The sequence below is a fragment of the Magnetospirillum sp. SS-4 genome (genome assembly GCF_902729425.1).
Classification (GTDB): Bacteria; Pseudomonadota; Alphaproteobacteria; order Rhodospirillales; family Magnetospirillaceae; genus Phaeospirillum.
Genome location: NZ_CACVCH010000077.1, coordinates 1 through 17,642, shown reverse-complemented (window position 1 = coordinate 17,642; position 17,642 = coordinate 1). Strand labels below are relative to the sequence as shown.

The window sequence follows — 17,642 nt, the reverse complement described above, 5'->3', positions numbered from 1 at the left end:
CTAATAAGGTAGGTATGATCCGTCCGGCTTTGCCATCAACTTCCTTTGAAAAAAACTCGCGCTCGATTATCTGCTGATGTTCGGCCGGAACACGGTTGAGAGAGTAAAGCCGATCTTCGTATCCAGTGTACTTTGGAGGAATTCGACGACTAACCACCAGTCCATTTCGGCGGCGAAAATACAGCACCTTGCCGTCTGCATCACACCAAGCGTTTAAATAGAACTGTGGGACAAAGTGGTGTTTTACAGGATCGCTCATCTTGGTCTCCCCTACATCACCGAAGATGATGCCACCCGCCGCCAACGGCCGCCATGGAATCTGTTGACATGGCGTTGACATGACTTTCGAGCCATCATGGCCAAAGAATCAAAAAGCCCGTAACTTATTGAAGTTACGGGCTAATTTGGTTGCGGGGGCAGGATTTGAACCTGCGACCTTCAGGTTATGAGAACGCGCGAAAAGTTGCGTGCTACTGCGAAAATTGGAGGGTTCCCAAGCACCTGATCGCAAACGACTTTCTACCCCTGACCTTCAGGGTGGGCTTCGCACGAATTCGCGTTCCCCTGCTCCGTTTTGCCCTGTTTCGAGCGTAACCTGAAGGTTTCTGAACGCTCGACCTTCAATGCGTAAACCTGAAGGTCCGCCCCTGTCCCTGACCATCCCCTTCGCAAGTGACCTTGCTGGCGACCGGGGGAATGGGCTAGGGTAGGTTATGGCACAGAAACTGGTCATTGAGTTCGAACTCCCCGCTTCGGTGGACATTCCGCCCGACCTTGTCGCGGACAAAGGGGCGTTGCGCGACGCCGTCGCCGTTGTTCTGTACAAGCAGAACCGACTTACCATGCTCCAGGCCCGCTCGATCATGGGGCTGTCCCGCCGGGAGTTCGAGGAACAAATCGGTTCCTTCGGGGTCGCCATGATGGATGTCGAGGACCTGCCGCATGAACTCGATGCCGCGACGTGGCTTTTCGATAGGGCATGATGCGCGATGTGGTGAGCGATACCGGGCCGCTCATTTCGTTCGAGCGCATCCCCGGTGGCTTCGCCATCATGCGCAGAATCATGCGAATCGTGATCATCCCACCACAGGTCTTGGAAGAACTGCAGTCCGGGCTTCCTCTCGGTGACGGCTATCTCGCGCACCACAGCATCGGCGATTTCATCCGGGTCGAACCGGCCCCGCCACCTCCGCCCGAGGTGCTCACCCTCGATACCGGCGAGCGATACGCCATCTCCCTTGCCGTCGCCCGCAACCTGCCCCTCCTTGTCGAGGACAGGAAAGCGCGTCTGATTGCCGATCGATTGGGCTTGAAAAGTACCGGCGCCTTGGGAATGATTCTGGCGGCACGAGAGACCGGTCGTCTCTCCACAGTGGAGGCGAAGGCCAGCATCGAGGCGTTGCACCAGTCGGGGCGCATCAGCGGTCACTTGCAGGACATGGCATTGGCGCGCGTCACCGGCCACTGATCCGCCATCCCTCCGTTGTTGTGCGGCAATCCGTCTGGCGATACCCTCGCCACAGCCTGAACCGTCGAGGGTCTTTCCGTGACCATCCCGCCATCCGCCCTCCCGTCGCTGAAGCCGCAGGACTGCGCCATCCTGCATCTCAAGGCCCTGATCGGGGCCGCGACGGGCAAGACGGTGTTCATGGACTGCCTCAACCGGCTGCGCCTGAGCTCTCCGGCCTGGAGCAACAAGACGCTGACGCCGGTGCTGGAAGCCTTGCGGGCCAAGCGCCTGCTGACCGACGAATTCGTCTGTGCACCGGAGCTTCTCCACCCGCTGGCAGTGGAGGCGCTGGCCTCCGCCGACGGCAGGGCGATGATCGACGCCATCCACGCCATCCTGCCGCATGACGGCGTCCGCGCCTGGGACCGGAGGGTGGTGGAGGCCTCGACCCTGCGCTGGCAACGCCTTGCCGTCCTGCTCAATGACGAAGAGACATACCGGCAGGCGTCGGACTTCCACAAGAAGCGCGCCTACTCCGCCGCTCCCTCGCCCTTCGAGCCATATTTTACCGGCGTCGCGGTGGGGGCGGACTGGCTGGCGGCCCGCAGCCCGACATTCCAGGCCGCCATCCTCCAGGCCAAGGCCGACCGATGGTTCGCCACCGGAATCGCCGTGCCGGACTATGCCGAGTTGATGGATCTGTGCCGCCGCGATGCCGCCCTGCGCGACGCCGGCTTTCCGATGGTGGCCGATTTCGATCTGCTGACCGGACGCCTGTCCCGTCTGGCCGAGACCATCGCCGCCGCTCCCGCCGATATTCAACCCGACATGCCGGTCGCCTTCGCCGCGGCGCGGGCACTGCTGACGGGCGACGCCGCGGAATCGGTTTCGCTGTTCGCCGAGGCGCTGAAACTGCACCGCAAGGCCACCCGCAAGCGCAAGGGCGGCCTGCCCGGCTATATCGGCCTTTTGCACCTCTGCGCCCTGCTGGCCGCCGACGATGCCGCCCTGCATTCCGAGATCGAGGCGGCGTCGGAAGCCAAGGAGGCGCATCTCGGCCTATTCGCCATCCGCGCCCTGCTGGAACTGGCCCGCAACAAGCAGATTGCGGCGGGCGAGATCGTTCGGTCGGCTCTGGCGATGTTGGGAATGACGCCCCATCCGCCGCCGGTCAGCACCGGCCTGCTGGCGGTGGCCGCTGTACTGATCGATCCCGGTCTCGCCCGCCCCCTTGTCGCCAATACCTTGATTCCACTGTTCCGCCGGATCGAAGCGTCGATGCCGCTGGCGGCGGGCATGCTGGCCGAGGCGCTGGAGTGCGTCGCCCCCGACCCGGCGCCCTATCGCGCCTGGCTCGCCCGGCCAGAGCGGGAGATTGCCTTCCGCTTCACCACCCTGATCGCTGCCAAGGCCCCCTGGGAACGGGCGCTGGAGAGCATCGAGGCCATGCTCAACCCCGCGAAGCAGGTCCAGCCGGAACCGGCGGCCAGGACCAAACGGCTGGTCTGGCAGGTGGATCCGGCATCCGGCGACATCCAGCCGTTGGAGCAGGCGCTTCAGGCGCGCGGCTGGAGCGCCGGTCGCGCGGTGTCCCTGAAGCGCCTGTATAAGGGCGACCCCAAGCTCGACTACCTGGACGAGTTCGACCGCCGCGCCGCCCGCAGCATTCACTTTTCGATCGATGGCTGGCACGGCTATGGCCAGGAGTCTTTCGAGTGCCTGGCGGAACGCACCCTGCCCGCCCTGATCGGTCATCCCCGGGTCTTCGACGCGCACCGGCCGAGCCAGGCGGTGGACCTGGTGGAGGGGCGCCCGGAACTGGTGCTGTCCTCGGACCCGGCCGGTTTCCGCCTGGCGTTGTCCCACGCCGCCAACCGCCCCGGCGCCTTCATCGAGATCGAGGCTCCCGGTCGCTGGCGGGTGGTGGTGGTGGATGACAAGGCGGTCGAGGCCGCCGCCATCCTGTCGGACAAAGGGATCACGGTGCCCAAATCCGCCCGCGACCGACTGGCTGCCCTGGCCCGCACCCAGACATCTTCCCTGCCGCTGCGCATCGACACCGCTGATATCGAGGATGATGCGGCAACGGACGGCGACCCAGCGCCGGTAGTGCGGCTGCTGCCGCGGGGCGATGGGCTGAAGGTATCACTGGCGGTACTGCCGGCGGGGGCCCAAGGCCCCCACTTTCTACCCGGCATCGGCGGACGGCTGATCATGATCGGGGGACAGCGGGTGCGCCGCGATCTCGATGCGGAAAAACGTCTGGCCCGCGCCCTGGCGGAAGCCTGCCCCAGCCTGGGCGGAGACGGTCCGGAATGGATACTCGACGATCTGCTGTCCAGCCTGGATTTTCTGGCCGAACTCCAGGCTCTGTCCGCTCCGCCCGCCATGGAGTGGCCGGAAGGCCGGAAGATCGCCCTGCGCGGCGAAGCCTCGGCCAAGCGTTTCAAGGCCAGCGTCAAGGGGGCGGAGAACTGGTTCACCCTGGGCGGTTCGGTGGCGATCGACGAGGATCTGGTGCTTGACCTCAAGGACTTGGTGTCGCGCCTGGACCGGATGGAAGGCCGCTTCGTGCCGCTGGACAACGGCGGCTTCATCGCGCTGGACCGCCATTTCCGCCAGCAATTGGAGCGCCTGCGCCGTCTGGGCGACAGGCTGAAGATTCCGGCGGTGGCCGGATTGGCGGTGCGCGACCTGCTGGAGGAAGCGGCATCGCTCAAATCCGACGTCCGGTGGAAGGACTTCACCCGCCGCCTCGATGAGGCCGAGGGTTGGCTGCCCGGACTTCCCGCCGGGTTCGAAGCCGAACTGCGCGAATACCAGTCCGAGGGCTTCACCTGGATGAGCCGCCTCGCCCGCTGGGGTGCTGGCGCCCTGCTGGCCGACGACATGGGGCTGGGCAAGACGGTCCAGGCCATCGCCGTGATGATGGCGAAAGCGGCCGAGGGTCCGACATTGGTGGTGGCCCCCACCTCGGTTTGCGGCAACTGGGAAGCGGAACTGGCGCGTTTCGCTCCGGGTCTGCGCACCCTGCGCCTCGCCGAGTCCGGTGATCGCGACGAAGCCCTGAAATCCCTCGGCCCCGGCGACGTGCTGATCGCCTCCTACGGCCTGCTGGCGCGGGAAGAGGAAAAACTGGCCACCATCGCCTGGGCGGTGGCGGTGCTCGACGAGGCCCAGGCGATCAAGAATGCCGACACCCAGCGCGCCAAGGCCAGCCAGTGCCTGAAGGCCGCCTTCCGGCTGGCGCTGACCGGCACCCCGGTGGAAAATGATCTGGACGAGCTGTGGAGCATCTTTCGCTTCGTCAATCCCGGACTGCTGGGCAGCCGCCAAGCCTTTGCCACGCGCTTCGCCACCCCCATCGAGCGTGACAACGACCCGAATGCCAAGGCGGCGCTGAAAGCCCTTGTCCACCCCTTCCTGTTGCGCCGGACCAAGGCGCTGGTGCTGGCCGAACTTCCCGCCCGCACCGAACAGACGCTGCTGATCGAGCGGAGCGAGGAGGAACGCGCCTTCTACGAGGCGCTGCGCCGCCGCGCCCTGGAACGGCTGGAAGAGGCGGGCTTTGAGCGCACCCGCATCCACATTCTGGCCGAGATCACCAAACTGCGCCAGGCCTGCTGCCACCCTGATCTGGCAGCACCGGAGGCCGGCGTGCCGGCGGCCAAGCTGGACGCCGTCCTGGAACTCGTGGCGGAATTGCGCGAGGGCCGCCACCGCGCCCTGGTGTTCAGCCAGTTCGTTCGCCATCTGGACAAGGTCCGCGCCGCCCTCGACGCGGCCGGAATCTCCTACCAGTATCTGGATGGCTCGACGCCCGTTCGCGAGCGCGAGAAACGAGTGGCTGCGTTCCAGGCCGGTCAGGGCGACCTGTTCCTGATCAGCCTGAAGGCTGGCGGCTTCGGCCTCAACCTCACCGCCGCCGATTACGTCATCCACCTGGACCCGTGGTGGAATCCGGCGGTCGAGGATCAGGCCTCCGACCGCGCCCACCGCATCGGCCAGCAGCGCCCGGTCACCATCTACCGCCTGATCGTCAAGGACAGCATCGAGGAAGGCATCGTCGCCCTGCACCGGCAGAAGCGTGATATCGCCGACGCTCTACTCGAAGGTTCGGACGCTTCTGGACGGTTGTCGGAAGAGGATCTGCTCCGCCTGATCCGGGGCGAGGCATGACCCACCCCCACGGAGTTTCGCATTCGTTCGCGCCGCCCTGCTACCTGGGTGCTACCATTCTGAATTTCGGGGGAGCGGAGTGAGAATCAAAAAGCCCGCAACCTGTTGAGATTGCGGGCTTAATTTGGTTGCGGGGGCCTGAAGCCACCGAAGATTGATACCCCAGAGAAGACGAGCACCCGCGGCATCACGCTAGAAAGGAAAGCTCATGGCCATATGGGCACCCACAGACGGCACGCTAGTTATTCTCAAACCCTCACGCATCATTCTGATCGATGGTCAGAGCCACGCTTTCGGCCGCCTGGATCAGTTGGGATGGACACAGTTCAGGCTTTCCTCGCAGGCCCTTGAGGTTACCGACCAAGAGGGTTCCACTCATGTCCGGACCCGGTCGCGCACATACATATGCAAGGGCCGAGAGACTGCAATGCCTCTTGGCGCCAGAGCCCAAATGCAAGAGTTTCTGACTGCGTGGCAAATCCCTCAAGACGAGTGGCCAGCCATCCTGAGCCAACTGAGCCCGGAGGATTGACCCTGGGTAACCCATCGGGCAGCGCGTCCAATTGGGCTTCATCCTCCTCCGCCAATCGGCGACGGCTTTCCCTCGTCGATGGCACGTTGATGCTTGCGAAGCAATTCGGCGACGGCATTCAGCTCATCGAGGTCGGCCTTCAACTCGACGGGGTCCGGGACATGGTCCGACGAGCCGGGGGCATTGTCATGGCTGAAGGTCGACGTCTTGGTCATACCTGCCTCAATGCGGCTCAACACCGTCGGGTGTGCAGTCAGATACTTGAGCTTCAGGCTCGACACGCCCTTCTGGAACCGTTGGACGACGCCGGCGAACAGAAGCTCCTCGATCAGGCGTTCCCAGGTATCGCGCATCCGACCGTAAATCCCCTTGGCCTCGATCACATAGGACGCGGGACTGTCCGCGTAGGTCTGGGCGGCGTGCTGGATCATGGCGTTGAGGTCGGTGACGCGGTCGCGAACCCTCTGCGAGTTCCAGTTGCTGCGGACCCGGTCCACATGCCCGGCCGTCCTGGTGTCGGAGCGGGAGAACAGCTGATGGAAGTCCAGCGGCGCCCCGGCATCCTCAACTGCGGTGCACAGCTTGTCGTAGAACACGAGGTCGTGGGTGAAGACGATGACCTGACGGCTGCGCGCCTCCTCGACCAGACGGTCGGCGATGACCTTGGCCCACCAATGGTCCAGGGACGACACCGGGTCGTCGAACACCAGGCAACCGGAACCGCCGCCGATGCTCTGCTCGGCCAGGAAGGCCGCCAGTGACAGAGCCCGGCGCTCGCCCTCGCTCAGAACCTCGGACAGATTGCAGCCGACCTTACGGCCGTCGAGGTCGATGGCAAACCGGGCGCCATTTCGCCCCTTCGCAGGGGCGACCGTCACCTTCAGCCGGTCCAGCTTCAGGGCGGCGATCTCCCGTTTGTAGGCATCCTTCAGGGCGTCGGTGAGGTAGCGGTCCTTCATGGTGTTGAAGAATTCGGTGATCTTTGCCGGGTTGGCGACCTTGGCGCACGCCTTCAACGCCTCCAGCGTCGCGAGGTCGCGGACACGCTGTTCCAGGGTGGCCTGCCCGTGGATGGAATGCAGCCGTCCAGCAGATGGGCATTGAGGTCCTTGGCGCTTTGGGCCTTCTGCTTGGCGTCGAAATGCGCGGCGGCGGTCTTCTGCAATTCCTCTTCGGACAGCACGGTCTCGGCGGCAGCAAGGGCCGGGGCCGCCGCCTCGAGCATAGGCGCCAGCAGCGTCTTGCTCCTGAGCTTCTCCTGGGGCGCGAGCACCGTCCGCCGCAAATCGGTCAGCCGCGCCTTCTGGTCCGGGGTCAGCGCCACCGCGTCGGCAATCTGCTTCGCCGTGGTCTTGCCGGACAGGCTGGCGACGAATTCCACCGCCTTGGTGCCTTCGGTCACCTTGGGGCTGGTCTGATCAAGTCGCAGGGCAAGTTCCTTGCCCTGGCCAGAGAAGCCGCCCCGCGCCTCGTCGCAGAACTCGATCAGCCCCTGGATGATGTCGATGTTGAACGGCAGCAACTCGATGGCGTTGCCAGAATCCACATAAGCCTGGGTCGCGTCAGAATCGAAGACCGTAAGACCGGGGATGCGGCGCTCTGGGGAAGCAGCGGACCAGTGGAATTCTTCCTTGGCACCGTTCACCTCGACGTCGAGGGTCGCTGCGCTGGCACATCCGTCTTGATATGGGGCTTTGCCCGGACGTGACGGTTGCCGTCCGGATGGACCAAGAAAACCGCGAGGCACAGGACTATTACATTCTGCCCAGCCTCGACATGAAGGCGCCGAAATTCCGGCTCGGCCAGCACAACGGCATGGCGCTCGACGGCTTTTCAGCCTTCGTCAGGCCGTACCCCAGAACGCGGTTCCGCAAAGCGAGCCGCTGCCGGGGCAGAGTCCCAACAATGCCGGCGGCCACTGGTATAAAGTGGGCGATTGGGGGCAGTTGGACCGCTTCCTGCTGCTGGGCTCAGAGGGCGGCACCTACTATGTGGGCGAGCGGGCGCTCAATCCGGCAGCGAAGGCGGTGGTGCTGGCGGCAACCGCCAATGCCGGTTCGGTGGTGCCCGACGATGACCCGCTGTCGCTCGGCTGCGCCGGCTTCGACGCCGCCGTGCCGCAGGTGGTAGCCGGATTTCTAAAGGGGTGATCGATGACCCGGTCATTTCGACGCACACCGATTTTCGGCAATACGACTGCCGAAAGTGAAAGCACGGACAAGCGGATCGCCAACCGCCGTTGGCGGTCCGCCGTCCGGTGTGCCCTGACTGCCGGTGAGGATGACATCCCGCACCGGCGGGAAAAGACCAATCCCTGGGACATGGCCAAGGATGGCAAACGCTGGATGGGGTGCGTGGCGCGGAATCGACCGGCGATGATGCGGAAATGATGCCCCATGCAGGGGCCTGAAACGACAATAGCGGCCGACCGGGATTGCTACCGGTCGGCCGTGTCGATGCGAAATCCGATTGCGCTATTTGCCGATGGGCAGCGCCTGCGCGAGCAGGGTGCGGGTCTGCTCGGAATCCGCCGATCCGCCGAACTCGAAGTCGAAGGCGGTGGCGAACTTGCCCGCCAGCAGGGTCACCACCGAGATGATGCAGCCGCCGACGGCGGTGTTGCCGTCGACGTGGCCGAACACCATGAAGGCGATGCCGCCGACGATGCCCATGCCGGCGGTCACCAGCAGCACGTTGGCGCGGGTGTTGCTGCGTCCGGCCTTGATGAACTCGGCGTCGCGGGCACGGGCATTCTGACGGTCGGCCAGGGTGGCGGTGAGCGTGGTGAGCGCGCCGGCCATCTGCTGCATCCGCTCCTCGTGGGCGAATGCCTGGGCCTGGGAGCGAAGCTGGAATACCAGATTGGGATCGGCCAGTGCCTCGCGGGCCTGGGCGGGGTCGCTGGTGCCGGTGATAGCGCGGACGGTGTCGGCCAGTTTGCTCACCGCCTTTTCGGCATCGTCGCCGAACAGACTGGCAATGTCGGGCGCCACGTCCAGCGCCACCTTGGCCAGCCCCACCATAGGATTGGCAGCGATGGCCGCGGCATCCCCGAGGAGGTCGAGCAGCTTCATGGTCAGACCCTCCCCAGGCCCATGTCCACACCGGCCAGGATCACCTCGCGGGCATAGGGCTGCTGGCCGTTTTCATGGCGGATGATGGCTTCCACCAGACCGGTCATGGTTTCCGGCTGGGTGACGTCGATGGTCTGGTCGGGCGTAACGCCGAGACGGGAGGGGAAACCAACTGGACCTCTTCGACGAGGCCCTGAAGGCGTCCCTGCGCCTCGACGAGCCTGGGGGCGGCGGTACCGCGCCTGGACCGGACGAGGAGCGGCAAGCCTCCACGGCGTCACTCCGGGACCGAGCCTTGACGCGACACCTGATGGAAGACATCGCCAGTTCGGCCAATCTGGACCGGGCCTGGAAACGTGTGAAGGCGAACAAGGGATCGGCGGGGGTGGATCGGCAAACGATCCAGGCCTTCCTGCCCTGGTTCGCCGGGAACAGGGACATGGTGGTGACCGACCTGCTGACCGGCAGGTTCCGGCCCAGCCCGGTACGCGGGGTGCAAATCCCCAAGCCGGGGGGCGGGGTGCGGCAATTGGGCATCCCGACGGTGCTGGATCGGTTGGTCCAGCAGGCCATCCTTCAGGTTCTGGAGCCGCTGATCGATCCGACAATGTCGGCATCGAGCTTCGGCTTCCGTCCGGGGAAGAACGCGCATCAAGCGATCTCCCAGGGCCAGCGCCATGTGGTCGAGGGCTATGGGATCGTCGTCGATATCGACCTGGAAAAGTTCTTCGACCGGGGCAATCACGACATCCTGATGGCCAGACTGGCACGGCGGATCGGCGATAAGCGGCTGCTGCGGATCATTCGGCGTTTCCTGCAAGCAGGCATCTCGAGCAGCAGGCGGCCGAAATGGCGGGCCTGCACCATGCGGACGAATTCCCAGCAATTGAACGAGTCCGGCCCGCTGCCGCCGGAAACGGCAATTCGTTCATTGACGGCCTCGCCGCCGTGGACGGACTACGGCAGGCCGATGAGGGCGATGGCCCAATGGAGGGAAGCCCCCTGAGATGAGTTGCTGTTCATGGCGAAATTCCGATATTCTTACCGGTAAGGAATTTGGAATGGAGGTTCTTGATGGAACTCGCCCGCATCACCGCGAAGGGGCAGATGACGATCCCCAAGAAGGTCCGCGAAGCAGCTCATCTGACGGCGGGTGACGTGGTCACCTTCGTCGTCGAGGATGACCGGGTGTCGATCCGCAAGGTCGTTCCCGGTGGCGATGAATACCTGCGAGCCGTCCAGGGAACACTGGGAGAATGGAACAGCCCCGAGGACGAGGAGGCTTGGCGTGGACTTTGAACCGTTCGACGTCGTCGTGGTGCCGTTCCCGTTCACCGACAAGGTGGGTGCGAAACGGCGCCCGGCCCTGGTGGTGTCGTCGGCAGCCTTCAACGGGAACCATGACCAGGTGATCCTGGCCATGATCACCTCCGCCCGCCAGAGCGACTGGACCAGCGACGTCCCATTGGAAGAATGGACGGCGGCAGGTCTGACCGTGCCCTGCCGTGTCCGGTTCAAACTGTTCACCTTGGATCGCGACATGGTCCTGAAGAAGGTGGGAACACTGACTTCGCATGACCGGGCCAGTGTGCAACGCGCCCTGTCGCAAAGCCTTGCCGTCGCCTAACGCGCCAGTCCGGGAAAGCGCTGGGCGGTATAGGTGATGGAGGGGAAGGATTTGTTCCCCGCATCCAGCATGCGGGCGCGCCCCGTGACCCTCATCGTGTCGGCTTCGACATCGGTCAGGGTCATGGTGATGGGAGGATCCATATGGGGGCCGTCGAGATCGGTGGAGAGATAGGGCCGCCAAGTGATCTCGATCACCTGCTGGCTGACGGCGGCGCCCTCAAGGGCATCGGTGATGTCGCTGCCGACATTGTCGAGGGTGACGGTGATTTCCGGCACCGGAGCGGTATCCACCGGCGGCGGCGAGAACTCGAAAGCCAGCGCGGCGAAGGTTACCTGCTTGCCGCCGTCGCGGGGCGCACCGGCCTCCAGCCGGGCGGTGAGGTCGGCGTGGTCGCGCACCACCCGGATCGGCTCGTCGAAGGTTGGATGCCAGATTTCCAGCGTATCCAGGATAACCGTGCCGCTGGGGGCGGAGGCGAACGCCTCCTTCAGCGCCTGCGACAATGCCGGATCAGGCATCGCGCCGGTCTCCATAGGGGCACAGGGTGCGGGCTTTCAGCAGCAGGCGGATCTGGTGGACGATCTCGGACAGGCCTTCGACCGCCGAGCGCAGCGCCTCGGTCTACCGGGCCTGCTCCTCCACCACATGAGCGAAAGCTTCGACCGGAACACCGGAGGAATCCGGTGGCTCCCGCCGCCGCGACCATGCCCAGGCGATGATGGCGATGATGATCACCGTGGCGACGATGGCGGCGACCTGGACCACCGCCGGTCGCATGGGCGACGAACGCCACATCGTCGGGCTGGTCGGGAAACTGCTCAATGCCGCCGACGAGCTATCCTCGTCCACCGCCATCGCCTCCGACACCTTCAAGGCCATCATCACCGGCGAGCCGGTGCAGGGCCGCGATGTATACAAGTCGCGCATCGAATTTCGCCCGATCGCCCAGCATCTGTTCGCGACCAACACCCTGCCGGTGTTCCAGGGCGGCATGGATCGCGGTGTCCAGCGCCGCCTTCAGGTGGTCTCATTCAACCGCGTCATTCCGACCGAGGAGCGCATTGAGGCCATCGGTCGGCGCATCGGCGAGGAAGAGCCCGACCTGCTGCTGGCCTGGGCGGTGGCGGGAGCGGCACGCCTGATCCGCAACAAGGGCTTCACCCTGCCGCAATCCAGCCGCACCGCCATGAACGATTGGCTGTTCGGCGCCGATCCCGTCCTGGCCTGGCTGTCCGAGCAGGTGGAAGTCCGTCCGCTGTACAACCCCGAGGCCCGCGTCGCCACCCGCCACGCTTTCGAGCGCTTCCGCGAATGGGCCATCGCCGAGGGCTTCTCCGACCGCACCCTGCCCTCCATCAACGGCTTCGTCCAGCGCATCACCGCCAACACCACCGGCGTCGAGTACCGCCGCACCGGCCAGGGGCGTTTCTTCTTCGGCATGGTTCTCACCGGCCACACCGGCTGGTGACGCACCAATGTCGCATGAATGACGCTTCCATGAACCGTAAGCCCTTGAAAGTGTTGCAATGACGCACTTACCCCAACAGAACTTTCCTATGTGCGCACACGCGCACGCATACGCGATGGTTAGGGCCTTGGTGCGTCATTGCAACACTTTCAAAGGGTTAGCCGTCACAGGTGCGTCATTCATGCGACACCAGTGCGACACACGGCCTCGACCAGAGCGCGTCTCACAATCTCTACAAATCGTTCCCAATGAACTGATCCGCCGCCCAGGCTATACTGTCTTTGAGGTCGAACCAAGGAACGTCCTCCACCAGCCCGGAAGGCGCGGTTCCTCCTGGGTCTTTCCCTATGCGGGGAGCCTCAGCGCACGACCTTGCCAGCCTGGGGCCGCACAATGACTAAACTCAACGAGAGCAAGACCGAGTTCGCCGCCCGCGTCGGCCTGACCAAGGGGCGCATCTCGCAATTGGTCGCCGACGGCCTGCCGGTGCAACCCGACGGCACCATCATCATCGCCGAGGGGCTGGCCTGGATGGAAAGCAACCTCGATCCTGCCAGGCGCAACAAGGGCGGCACGCCCGCCCCCGCCGCCAGCGGCACCCTGTCGCTGTCCGAGGCCCGGCGCATGTACATGGTGGTACAGGTGCAACGCGCCCGCCTCGCCTACGACAAGGAACGCGGCCAGGTGATCGACGCCAAGGAAGCGGCGTCGGCGGTGTTCTCCCGCGCTAAGGCCGAACGCGATGCCCACATGGCCTGGGTCAGCCGCACCGCGCCGCTGCTGGCAGCCGAGACCGGCACCGATCCCCAGGCGACCTTTGCGGCGCTCGACCGCTTCATGCGCGAGCATCTGGAGCACCTGTCCGACACCCCGGTGTGGAGCCTGCGCGATGCCGGGTGAAACCGCCCAGGTGGTGGTGGACCTGGCATGGCGTCGGGGCATCCGGCCTGAGCCGCCCATCCCGGTGTCGGAATGGGCCGACCGCAACCGGGTGCTGCCGCCGACCTCGGCCGAGCCGGGCCGTTGGCGCACCAACCGCACGCCCTATCTCAAGGACGTGATGGATGCGCTCTCCACCGCCAGCCCGTTCGAGCGGGTGGTGCTGATGAAGGGCGCCCAGACCGGCGGCACCGAGGCCGGTCTCAACTGGCTGGGCTACATCATCCACAATGCCCCCGGCATCACCATGCTGGTGCAGCCCTCGCTGGACATGGTGCGCCGGAACACCACGGTGCGCATCGATCCGCTGATCGAGACCACCCCGGCCCTGCGTGAGCTGGTCTCGCCCGCCCGCTCGCGCGACGCCGGCAACAGCCTGTTCCGCAAATCCTTCCCCGGCGGGCAATTGGTGATGACCGGCGCCAATTCCGCCGCCGGCCTGCGCTCGACCCCGGTGCGCTATCTGTTCCTCGACGAGGTGGACGGCTATCCCGGCGATGCCGATGGCGAGGGCGATCCGGTCGATCTCGCCATCCAGCGCACCGCCACCTTCCGGGGTCGGCGCAGAATCTACATGGTGTCGACGCCGACGCTGAAAGGCCATTCCCGCATCGAGGCCGCCTTCCTCGATTCCGACCAGCGCTATTTTCATGTCCCCTGCCTGCATTGCGGCGACATGGCCCCCATCACCTGGGCACGCATCCGCTGGCCCGAGGGCCGCCGCGCCGAAGCCTATTTGTTTTGTGAAGCCTGCGGCGGCATCCACCACGAACACGACAAGCCCGCCTTGCTGGCGGCGGGCGAGTGGCGCCCCACCGCCCCCGGCGATGGCCGCACCGCCGGTTTCCACCTGTCGGCGCTCTATTCCCCGTGGGAGACCTGGGCCGAGATCGCCACCGAGCATGGCCGCGTCAAATCCGACCCGCCCCGGCTCCAGGTGTGGGTCAACACCAAGCTGGGCGAATCCTGGGAGGACCAGGCCGGCGATACCGTGCCCGCCGATCCGCTGATGGCAAGGCGCGAGGATTGGGGCGACCGCCTGCCAGAGGCGACGGCGGCACTGACGGCGGGCGTGGACGTCCAGGGCGACCGGCTGGAGGTGCAGGTGATCGCCTGGGGCGCCGACGAGGAAGCCTGGGTGGTGGATTATCGCGTGCTGTGGGGCGATCCGTCCGGCCCGCGCGTCTGGGCCGATCTCGATTCCTATCTGGCCACCACCTTCGCCCACCCCAAATCCGTAGCAGACCTGCCCATCCGCGCCGCCTGCATTGACACCGGCGGCCACCACACCAAGGCCGCCTACGAGTTCTGTCGCACCCGGCTGGCCCGGCGCATCTGGGCGATCAAGGGCCGTGGTAGCGCTGGCATCCCGGTCTGGCCCCGCCGCCCCACCCGCGTGCGCGGCAAGGTGCCGCTGTTCATCGTCGGCGTCGATGCGGTGAAGGACGCCCTCTATGCCCGCCTGCGCCTGAGCGAACCCGGCCCCGGCGCCGTGCATTTCCCCCGCCGAATGGATGCCGACTATTTCCGCCAGCTCACCGCCGAGCGGGTCGTCACCCGCTACGACCGGGGCCGCCCCATCCGCTCATGGCAGCCCAAGCGCGACGGCGAACGCAACGAGGCGCTGGACACCTTCGTCTACGCCACCGCCGCCCTGCACGGGCTGGTGGCCATGGGGCTGCGGTTGAACGACGTAGCGGGGGCGATGGCGATGTTGCCGACGCGGGGGGCGCCGGTCATGCCGGACACGGCTCCCGCCGCCCGACCGGCGCTGGCGCCGATCCGGTCGCGGTGGATGGGGTAACCCTTGAATCCTCGCACCAGGGATACTATTGTTTCCTTACATCCTTACTGGCGGATTTTGCCATGCTCGCCAAGCTGACCTCGAAAAACCAACTCACCCTGCCCAAGGCGGTGGTCGCCGCCGTCCAGGGGACGGAATATTTCGACGTGGCCGAAGAGAACGGCCGCATCGTGCTGACCCCGGTGCGCATCAATCGCGCCGATGCCGTCCGGGCCAAGCTGGACGAATTAAACCTGTCCGAGGCCGACATCGCCGACGCCGTTGCCTGGGCGCGCCGCCCCGGATGACGCCGCCTCGCCTTGTGCTCGACACCAATGTGCTGTTGTCGGCGCTGCTATTCCGCAGTGCGGCTATGACGTGGCTGCGGACAGCCTGGCAGTCCGAGAGCATCCTGCCGCTGGCCAGCCGGGACACTGTATCCGAATTGCTGCGGGTCCTCGGCTATCCCAGATTTGGCCTGACCGCACCCGACCGCGACGATCTGCTGGCAGATTACCTGCCGTGGTGCGAAACGGTCACCATTCCCTATCCGCCGCCGGTAACGCCCGATTGCCGCGACCCGCTCGACCAGCCTTTCCTGGTGCTGGCCCTGGCGGGCCGCGCCGATGCGCTGGTCACCGGTGACCGCGACCTGTTGACACTGGCGGATTCGTTCACGGTTCCCATCCTCACCCCCGCTGAGATGAAGTCCCGGCTGCCGAAATGATGGCGAGCGCAACGAGGCGCTGGCCCCCTTCGTCTATGCCGCCACCCGCCCGGCGCTGGGGCCGATCCGGTCGCGGTGGATGGGGTAGTATACGGGATCATCATTGGCAGATTGCGCCAAACACCTCGGTTCAATTTGACAAATAGTTCCAGTTGGAATCCCCACCGCGCCCGTCAGTGGAAATTTGACCTAAAAACCTCAAGCGAGCTGCTATAGAATGCCAGAACGTTTGAGGTTTAGCCCGAGAAAGGCCAAGGCATCAGTTTTATGTACCCCCAGCACCGCTCAGCGGCATCCAGGGAGAATGCGCTTGCAAGCTACGTCCCCCCGCCGGGTCACCCTCTACCTGGATATCGACGGCGTCTTTCTCCGTGGTGTCGGCCCATCGGTATGGAATGGCAGTTGGGAGGTCGCTCCGCATACAGTTGATTTCCTGGAATGGGCGTTGAGCCAGCACTGCCCGGTCTGGTTGACAGCGCGGGACAGGCCTGGCACCGGCGAAGGGGTCACTGAGGCTTTCGCCAGCGCACTTGGCGGCAGTCCGATTCTGTCTGAGCTTGTCGCACGCATCCCGTTCCGGCAGTGGGAGAGCGCAAAAACAAACGCTATGGATTTTCGGGAAGACTTCCTGTGGTTGGATGACTGCCCACGGCCTGCGGACCTACTTAGGCTTGAACGCGAGGGGTGCGTGGACCGCTGGATCGAGGTTAACACCGAAACCCAGCCCGATGCTCTGTTGTACGTGATTGACCTCATCACCGTCCGAATTGGGGTATGAAAGATCGCCGCCTGCTGATGGATACCACCACCTTCGCGGAAAAGATGCCGACAAAATTTTGTGATGTGTCCGTCTGAGTGTTTATAGCTTCGCTATCTATCGCAGCAAGGTTGTGCTCCGGGAGGAGATGCCTGAAGGTATTGCCCCAAGAACCAGCGAAATAAGTCGGTCTGCCGATGAGTTCTGGTGTTTAGGGGTGGCGGTTCCGTCCGCTGAACCAGTGCCTATTGTTGGATAATGATGTGAGGGGGGATAATGCGCACGACCACATTTTTGCGCGCACTGGCTGTGGCTATCGTCCTCTGTTGCGGTATGAGGCAGGCTCTTGCCGGCCCGTTCGAGGATGCCCAAGCCGCCTATGATCAGAAAGATTATTCCCGTGCCTTTGGGTTATTTAAACCGCTAGCCGATCAAGGGCATGCCAACGCCCAATACAACCTCGGCGTCATGTGCGCCAATGGTCAGGGCGTTCCCCAGGATCATGCCGAAGCGGTCCGTTGGTACCACAAGGCCGCCGATCAGGGGCTAGCCGAAGCCCAGTTCAGCCTCGGATTGAGGTATGCCACCGGTCAGGGCGCGAAGAAAGATTACCATGAAGCGGTGAAGTTATACCGCATGGCCGCTGAACAGGGGCATGCTGACGCCCAATTTCATCTCGGTATCCGATACGATTGGGGCGAGGGGGTGACTGAAGATCCCGCTGAGAAGGTAAGATGGTGCCGAAAAGCCGCCGAGCAGGGACATGCTCTCGCCCAGAACTGCCTTGGAAACAGCTACACCAGTGGCCGCGGTGTTACCCGGGATTACGCAGAAGCTGTCAGGTGGTATAGTAAGGCGGCCAATCGGGGAAATGCTTTCGGCCAGTACAACCTTGGCCTTATGTATGCGGAGGGCAAAGGCGTTACCCAGGATGTGGTTCTTGCCCACATGTGGTTTAGTCTTGCAGCAGATCAAGGCCCCGATGTGAACAGTATTGAGCAAGCGCTGGCGCAGGAAAGGAGAGATATTTCCTCCAATAATCTGACCAAAACCCAGTTGGCCGAGGCGCAAAGTCTGGCGAGAGAGTGGAAGACAAAAACCCA

At 64.5% G+C, this 17,642-nt stretch carries 20 protein-coding genes; 14 read left to right on the top strand and 6 right to left on the bottom strand.

Annotated elements, in window-relative coordinates; translation table 11 throughout:
* Positions 1-259: DUF4238 domain-containing protein (locus MTBSS4_RS14160; RefSeq protein ID WP_173984055.1), on the bottom strand; the 259-nt coding region annotated here is incomplete at its 3' end.
* A 454-nt stretch (positions 260-713) separates the two neighbouring features.
* On the opposite strand from MTBSS4_RS14160, the gene MTBSS4_RS14155 reads away from it, so the two are divergent.
* From MTBSS4_RS14155 to MTBSS4_RS14145, 3 genes are all read left to right on the top strand, one after another.
* On the top strand, positions 714-983 hold the full coding sequence (locus MTBSS4_RS14155; RefSeq protein ID WP_173984054.1) for a UPF0175 family protein: 270 nt from the start codon (positions 714-716) through the stop codon (positions 981-983).
* On the top strand, positions 980-1,468 hold the full coding sequence (locus tag MTBSS4_RS14150) for a hypothetical protein (RefSeq protein ID WP_173984053.1): 489 nt from the start codon (positions 980-982) through the stop codon (positions 1,466-1,468). The genes MTBSS4_RS14155 and MTBSS4_RS14150 overlap by 4 nt, the downstream gene beginning before the upstream one ends.
* A 78-nt stretch (positions 1,469-1,546) precedes the next feature.
* Positions 1,547-5,629, top strand: coding sequence for a DEAD/DEAH box helicase (locus tag MTBSS4_RS14145; RefSeq protein ID WP_173984052.1), 4,083 nt, complete (start codon positions 1,547-1,549; stop codon positions 5,627-5,629).
* Between the two features lie 570 nt (positions 5,630-6,199).
* Here the strand turns inward: MTBSS4_RS14145 and MTBSS4_RS14140 are convergent.
* Both MTBSS4_RS14140 and MTBSS4_RS22440 read right to left on the bottom strand, forming a co-directional pair.
* On the bottom strand, positions 6,200-7,177 hold the full coding sequence (locus tag MTBSS4_RS14140; protein WP_254432563.1) for an AAA family ATPase: 978 nt from the start codon (positions 7,175-7,177) through the stop codon (positions 6,200-6,202).
* Positions 7,174-7,806, bottom strand: a complete 633-nt coding sequence (locus MTBSS4_RS22440) for a hypothetical protein (RefSeq protein ID WP_254432562.1) — start codon at positions 7,804-7,806, stop codon at positions 7,174-7,176. The genes MTBSS4_RS14140 and MTBSS4_RS22440 overlap by 4 nt, the downstream gene beginning before the upstream one ends.
* Positions 7,807-8,107: 301 nt before the next feature.
* On the opposite strand from MTBSS4_RS22440, the gene MTBSS4_RS14135 reads away from it, so the two are divergent.
* Positions 8,108-8,311, top strand: coding sequence for a hypothetical protein (locus MTBSS4_RS14135; protein ID WP_173984051.1), 204 nt, complete (start codon positions 8,108-8,110; stop codon positions 8,309-8,311).
* Positions 8,312-8,635: 324 nt separating this feature from the next.
* On the opposite strand, the gene MTBSS4_RS14130 is transcribed toward MTBSS4_RS14135, so the two are convergent.
* Positions 8,636-9,235: a hypothetical protein gene (locus MTBSS4_RS14130; protein WP_173984050.1), complete on the bottom strand. Its 600-nt coding sequence runs from the start codon at positions 9,233-9,235 to the stop codon at positions 8,636-8,638.
* Between the two features lie 310 nt (positions 9,236-9,545).
* On the opposite strand from MTBSS4_RS14130, the gene MTBSS4_RS14120 reads away from it, so the two are divergent.
* From MTBSS4_RS14120 to MTBSS4_RS14110, 3 genes are all read left to right on the top strand, one after another.
* A complete protein-coding gene (locus MTBSS4_RS14120; protein WP_173984049.1) occupies positions 9,546-10,241 on the top strand; it encodes a reverse transcriptase domain-containing protein in 696 nt (231 codons plus the stop codon).
* Positions 10,242-10,309: 68 nt separating this feature from the next.
* Positions 10,310-10,534: an AbrB/MazE/SpoVT family DNA-binding domain-containing protein gene (locus MTBSS4_RS14115; protein ID WP_068503994.1), complete on the top strand. Its 225-nt coding sequence runs from the start codon at positions 10,310-10,312 to the stop codon at positions 10,532-10,534.
* Positions 10,524-10,862, top strand: coding sequence for a type II toxin-antitoxin system PemK/MazF family toxin (locus MTBSS4_RS14110; RefSeq protein ID WP_173984047.1), 339 nt, complete (start codon positions 10,524-10,526; stop codon positions 10,860-10,862). The genes MTBSS4_RS14115 and MTBSS4_RS14110 overlap by 11 nt, the downstream gene beginning before the upstream one ends.
* Here the strand turns inward: MTBSS4_RS14110 and MTBSS4_RS14105 are convergent.
* Positions 10,859-11,383, bottom strand: coding sequence for a DUF1833 family protein (locus MTBSS4_RS14105; protein ID WP_173984046.1), 525 nt, complete (start codon positions 11,381-11,383; stop codon positions 10,859-10,861). The two genes, MTBSS4_RS14110 and MTBSS4_RS14105, sit on opposite strands and share 4 nt — an antisense overlap.
* Before the next feature lie 103 nt (positions 11,384-11,486).
* Positions 11,487-11,642, bottom strand: a complete 156-nt coding sequence (locus MTBSS4_RS22435; RefSeq protein ID WP_254432561.1) for a hypothetical protein — start codon at positions 11,640-11,642, stop codon at positions 11,487-11,489.
* On the opposite strand from MTBSS4_RS22435, the gene MTBSS4_RS14095 reads away from it, so the two are divergent.
* The 7 genes from MTBSS4_RS14095 to MTBSS4_RS14065 form a co-directional block, all read left to right on the top strand.
* A complete protein-coding gene (locus MTBSS4_RS14095) occupies positions 11,641-12,333 on the top strand; it encodes a DUF5906 domain-containing protein (RefSeq protein ID WP_173984045.1) in 693 nt (230 codons plus the stop codon). The genes MTBSS4_RS22435 and MTBSS4_RS14095 overlap by 2 nt on opposite strands.
* Positions 12,334-12,726: 393 nt before the next feature.
* Positions 12,727-13,233, top strand: a complete 507-nt coding sequence (locus tag MTBSS4_RS14090; RefSeq protein ID WP_173984044.1) for a hypothetical protein — start codon at positions 12,727-12,729, stop codon at positions 13,231-13,233.
* Positions 13,223-15,076, top strand: coding sequence for a phage terminase large subunit family protein (locus tag MTBSS4_RS14085; protein ID WP_173984043.1), 1,854 nt, complete (start codon positions 13,223-13,225; stop codon positions 15,074-15,076). Before MTBSS4_RS14090 ends, MTBSS4_RS14085 begins: the two co-directional genes overlap by 11 nt.
* A gap of 62 nt (positions 15,077-15,138) precedes the next feature.
* The gene (locus tag MTBSS4_RS14080) at positions 15,139-15,363 is read left to right on the top strand and encodes an AbrB/MazE/SpoVT family DNA-binding domain-containing protein (protein WP_173984042.1); all 225 of its coding nucleotides are present in this window, start codon (positions 15,139-15,141) and stop codon (positions 15,361-15,363) included.
* Positions 15,360-15,782, top strand: coding sequence for a putative toxin-antitoxin system toxin component, PIN family (locus MTBSS4_RS14075; RefSeq protein ID WP_173984041.1), 423 nt, complete (start codon positions 15,360-15,362; stop codon positions 15,780-15,782). Before MTBSS4_RS14080 ends, MTBSS4_RS14075 begins: the two co-directional genes overlap by 4 nt.
* Before the next feature lie 310 nt (positions 15,783-16,092).
* Positions 16,093-16,560 carry a hypothetical protein gene (locus MTBSS4_RS14070; RefSeq protein ID WP_173984040.1) on the top strand — a complete coding sequence of 156 codons (468 nt, stop codon included), beginning with the start codon at positions 16,093-16,095 and terminating at the stop codon, positions 16,558-16,560.
* A 255-nt stretch (positions 16,561-16,815) separates the two neighbouring features.
* On the top strand, positions 16,816-17,642 hold an 827-nt coding region (locus MTBSS4_RS14065; protein WP_217425547.1), incomplete at its 3' end, for a tetratricopeptide repeat protein.

Excerpts from the sequence above, each read along its gene's own strand:
- MTBSS4_RS14155 (WP_173984054.1), top strand. The coding sequence starts at position 714 with ATGGCACAGAAACTGGTCATTGAGTTCGAACTCCCCGCTTCGGTGGAC.
- MTBSS4_RS14150 (WP_173984053.1), top strand. The coding sequence starts at position 980 with ATGATGCGCGATGTGGTGAGCGATACCGGGCCGCTCATTTCGTTCGAG.
- MTBSS4_RS14130 (WP_173984050.1), bottom strand. The coding sequence starts at position 9,235 with ATGAAGCTGCTCGACCTCCTCGGGGATGCCGCGGCCATCGCTGCCAAT.
- MTBSS4_RS14120 (WP_173984049.1), top strand. The coding sequence starts at position 9,546 with ATGGAAGACATCGCCAGTTCGGCCAATCTGGACCGGGCCTGGAAACGT.
- MTBSS4_RS14115 (WP_068503994.1), top strand. The coding sequence starts at position 10,310 with ATGGAACTCGCCCGCATCACCGCGAAGGGGCAGATGACGATCCCCAAG.
- MTBSS4_RS14105 (WP_173984046.1), bottom strand. The coding sequence starts at position 11,383 with ATGCCTGATCCGGCATTGTCGCAGGCGCTGAAGGAGGCGTTCGCCTCC.
- MTBSS4_RS14095 (WP_173984045.1), top strand. The coding sequence starts at position 11,641 with ATGGGCGACGAACGCCACATCGTCGGGCTGGTCGGGAAACTGCTCAAT.
- MTBSS4_RS22435 (WP_254432561.1), bottom strand. The coding sequence starts at position 11,642 with ATGCGACCGGCGGTGGTCCAGGTCGCCGCCATCGTCGCCACGGTGATC.
- MTBSS4_RS14090 (WP_173984044.1), top strand. The coding sequence starts at position 12,727 with ATGACTAAACTCAACGAGAGCAAGACCGAGTTCGCCGCCCGCGTCGGC.
- MTBSS4_RS14085 (WP_173984043.1), top strand. The coding sequence starts at position 13,223 with ATGCCGGGTGAAACCGCCCAGGTGGTGGTGGACCTGGCATGGCGTCGG.
- MTBSS4_RS14080 (WP_173984042.1), top strand. The coding sequence starts at position 15,139 with ATGCTCGCCAAGCTGACCTCGAAAAACCAACTCACCCTGCCCAAGGCG.
- MTBSS4_RS14075 (WP_173984041.1), top strand. The coding sequence starts at position 15,360 with ATGACGCCGCCTCGCCTTGTGCTCGACACCAATGTGCTGTTGTCGGCG.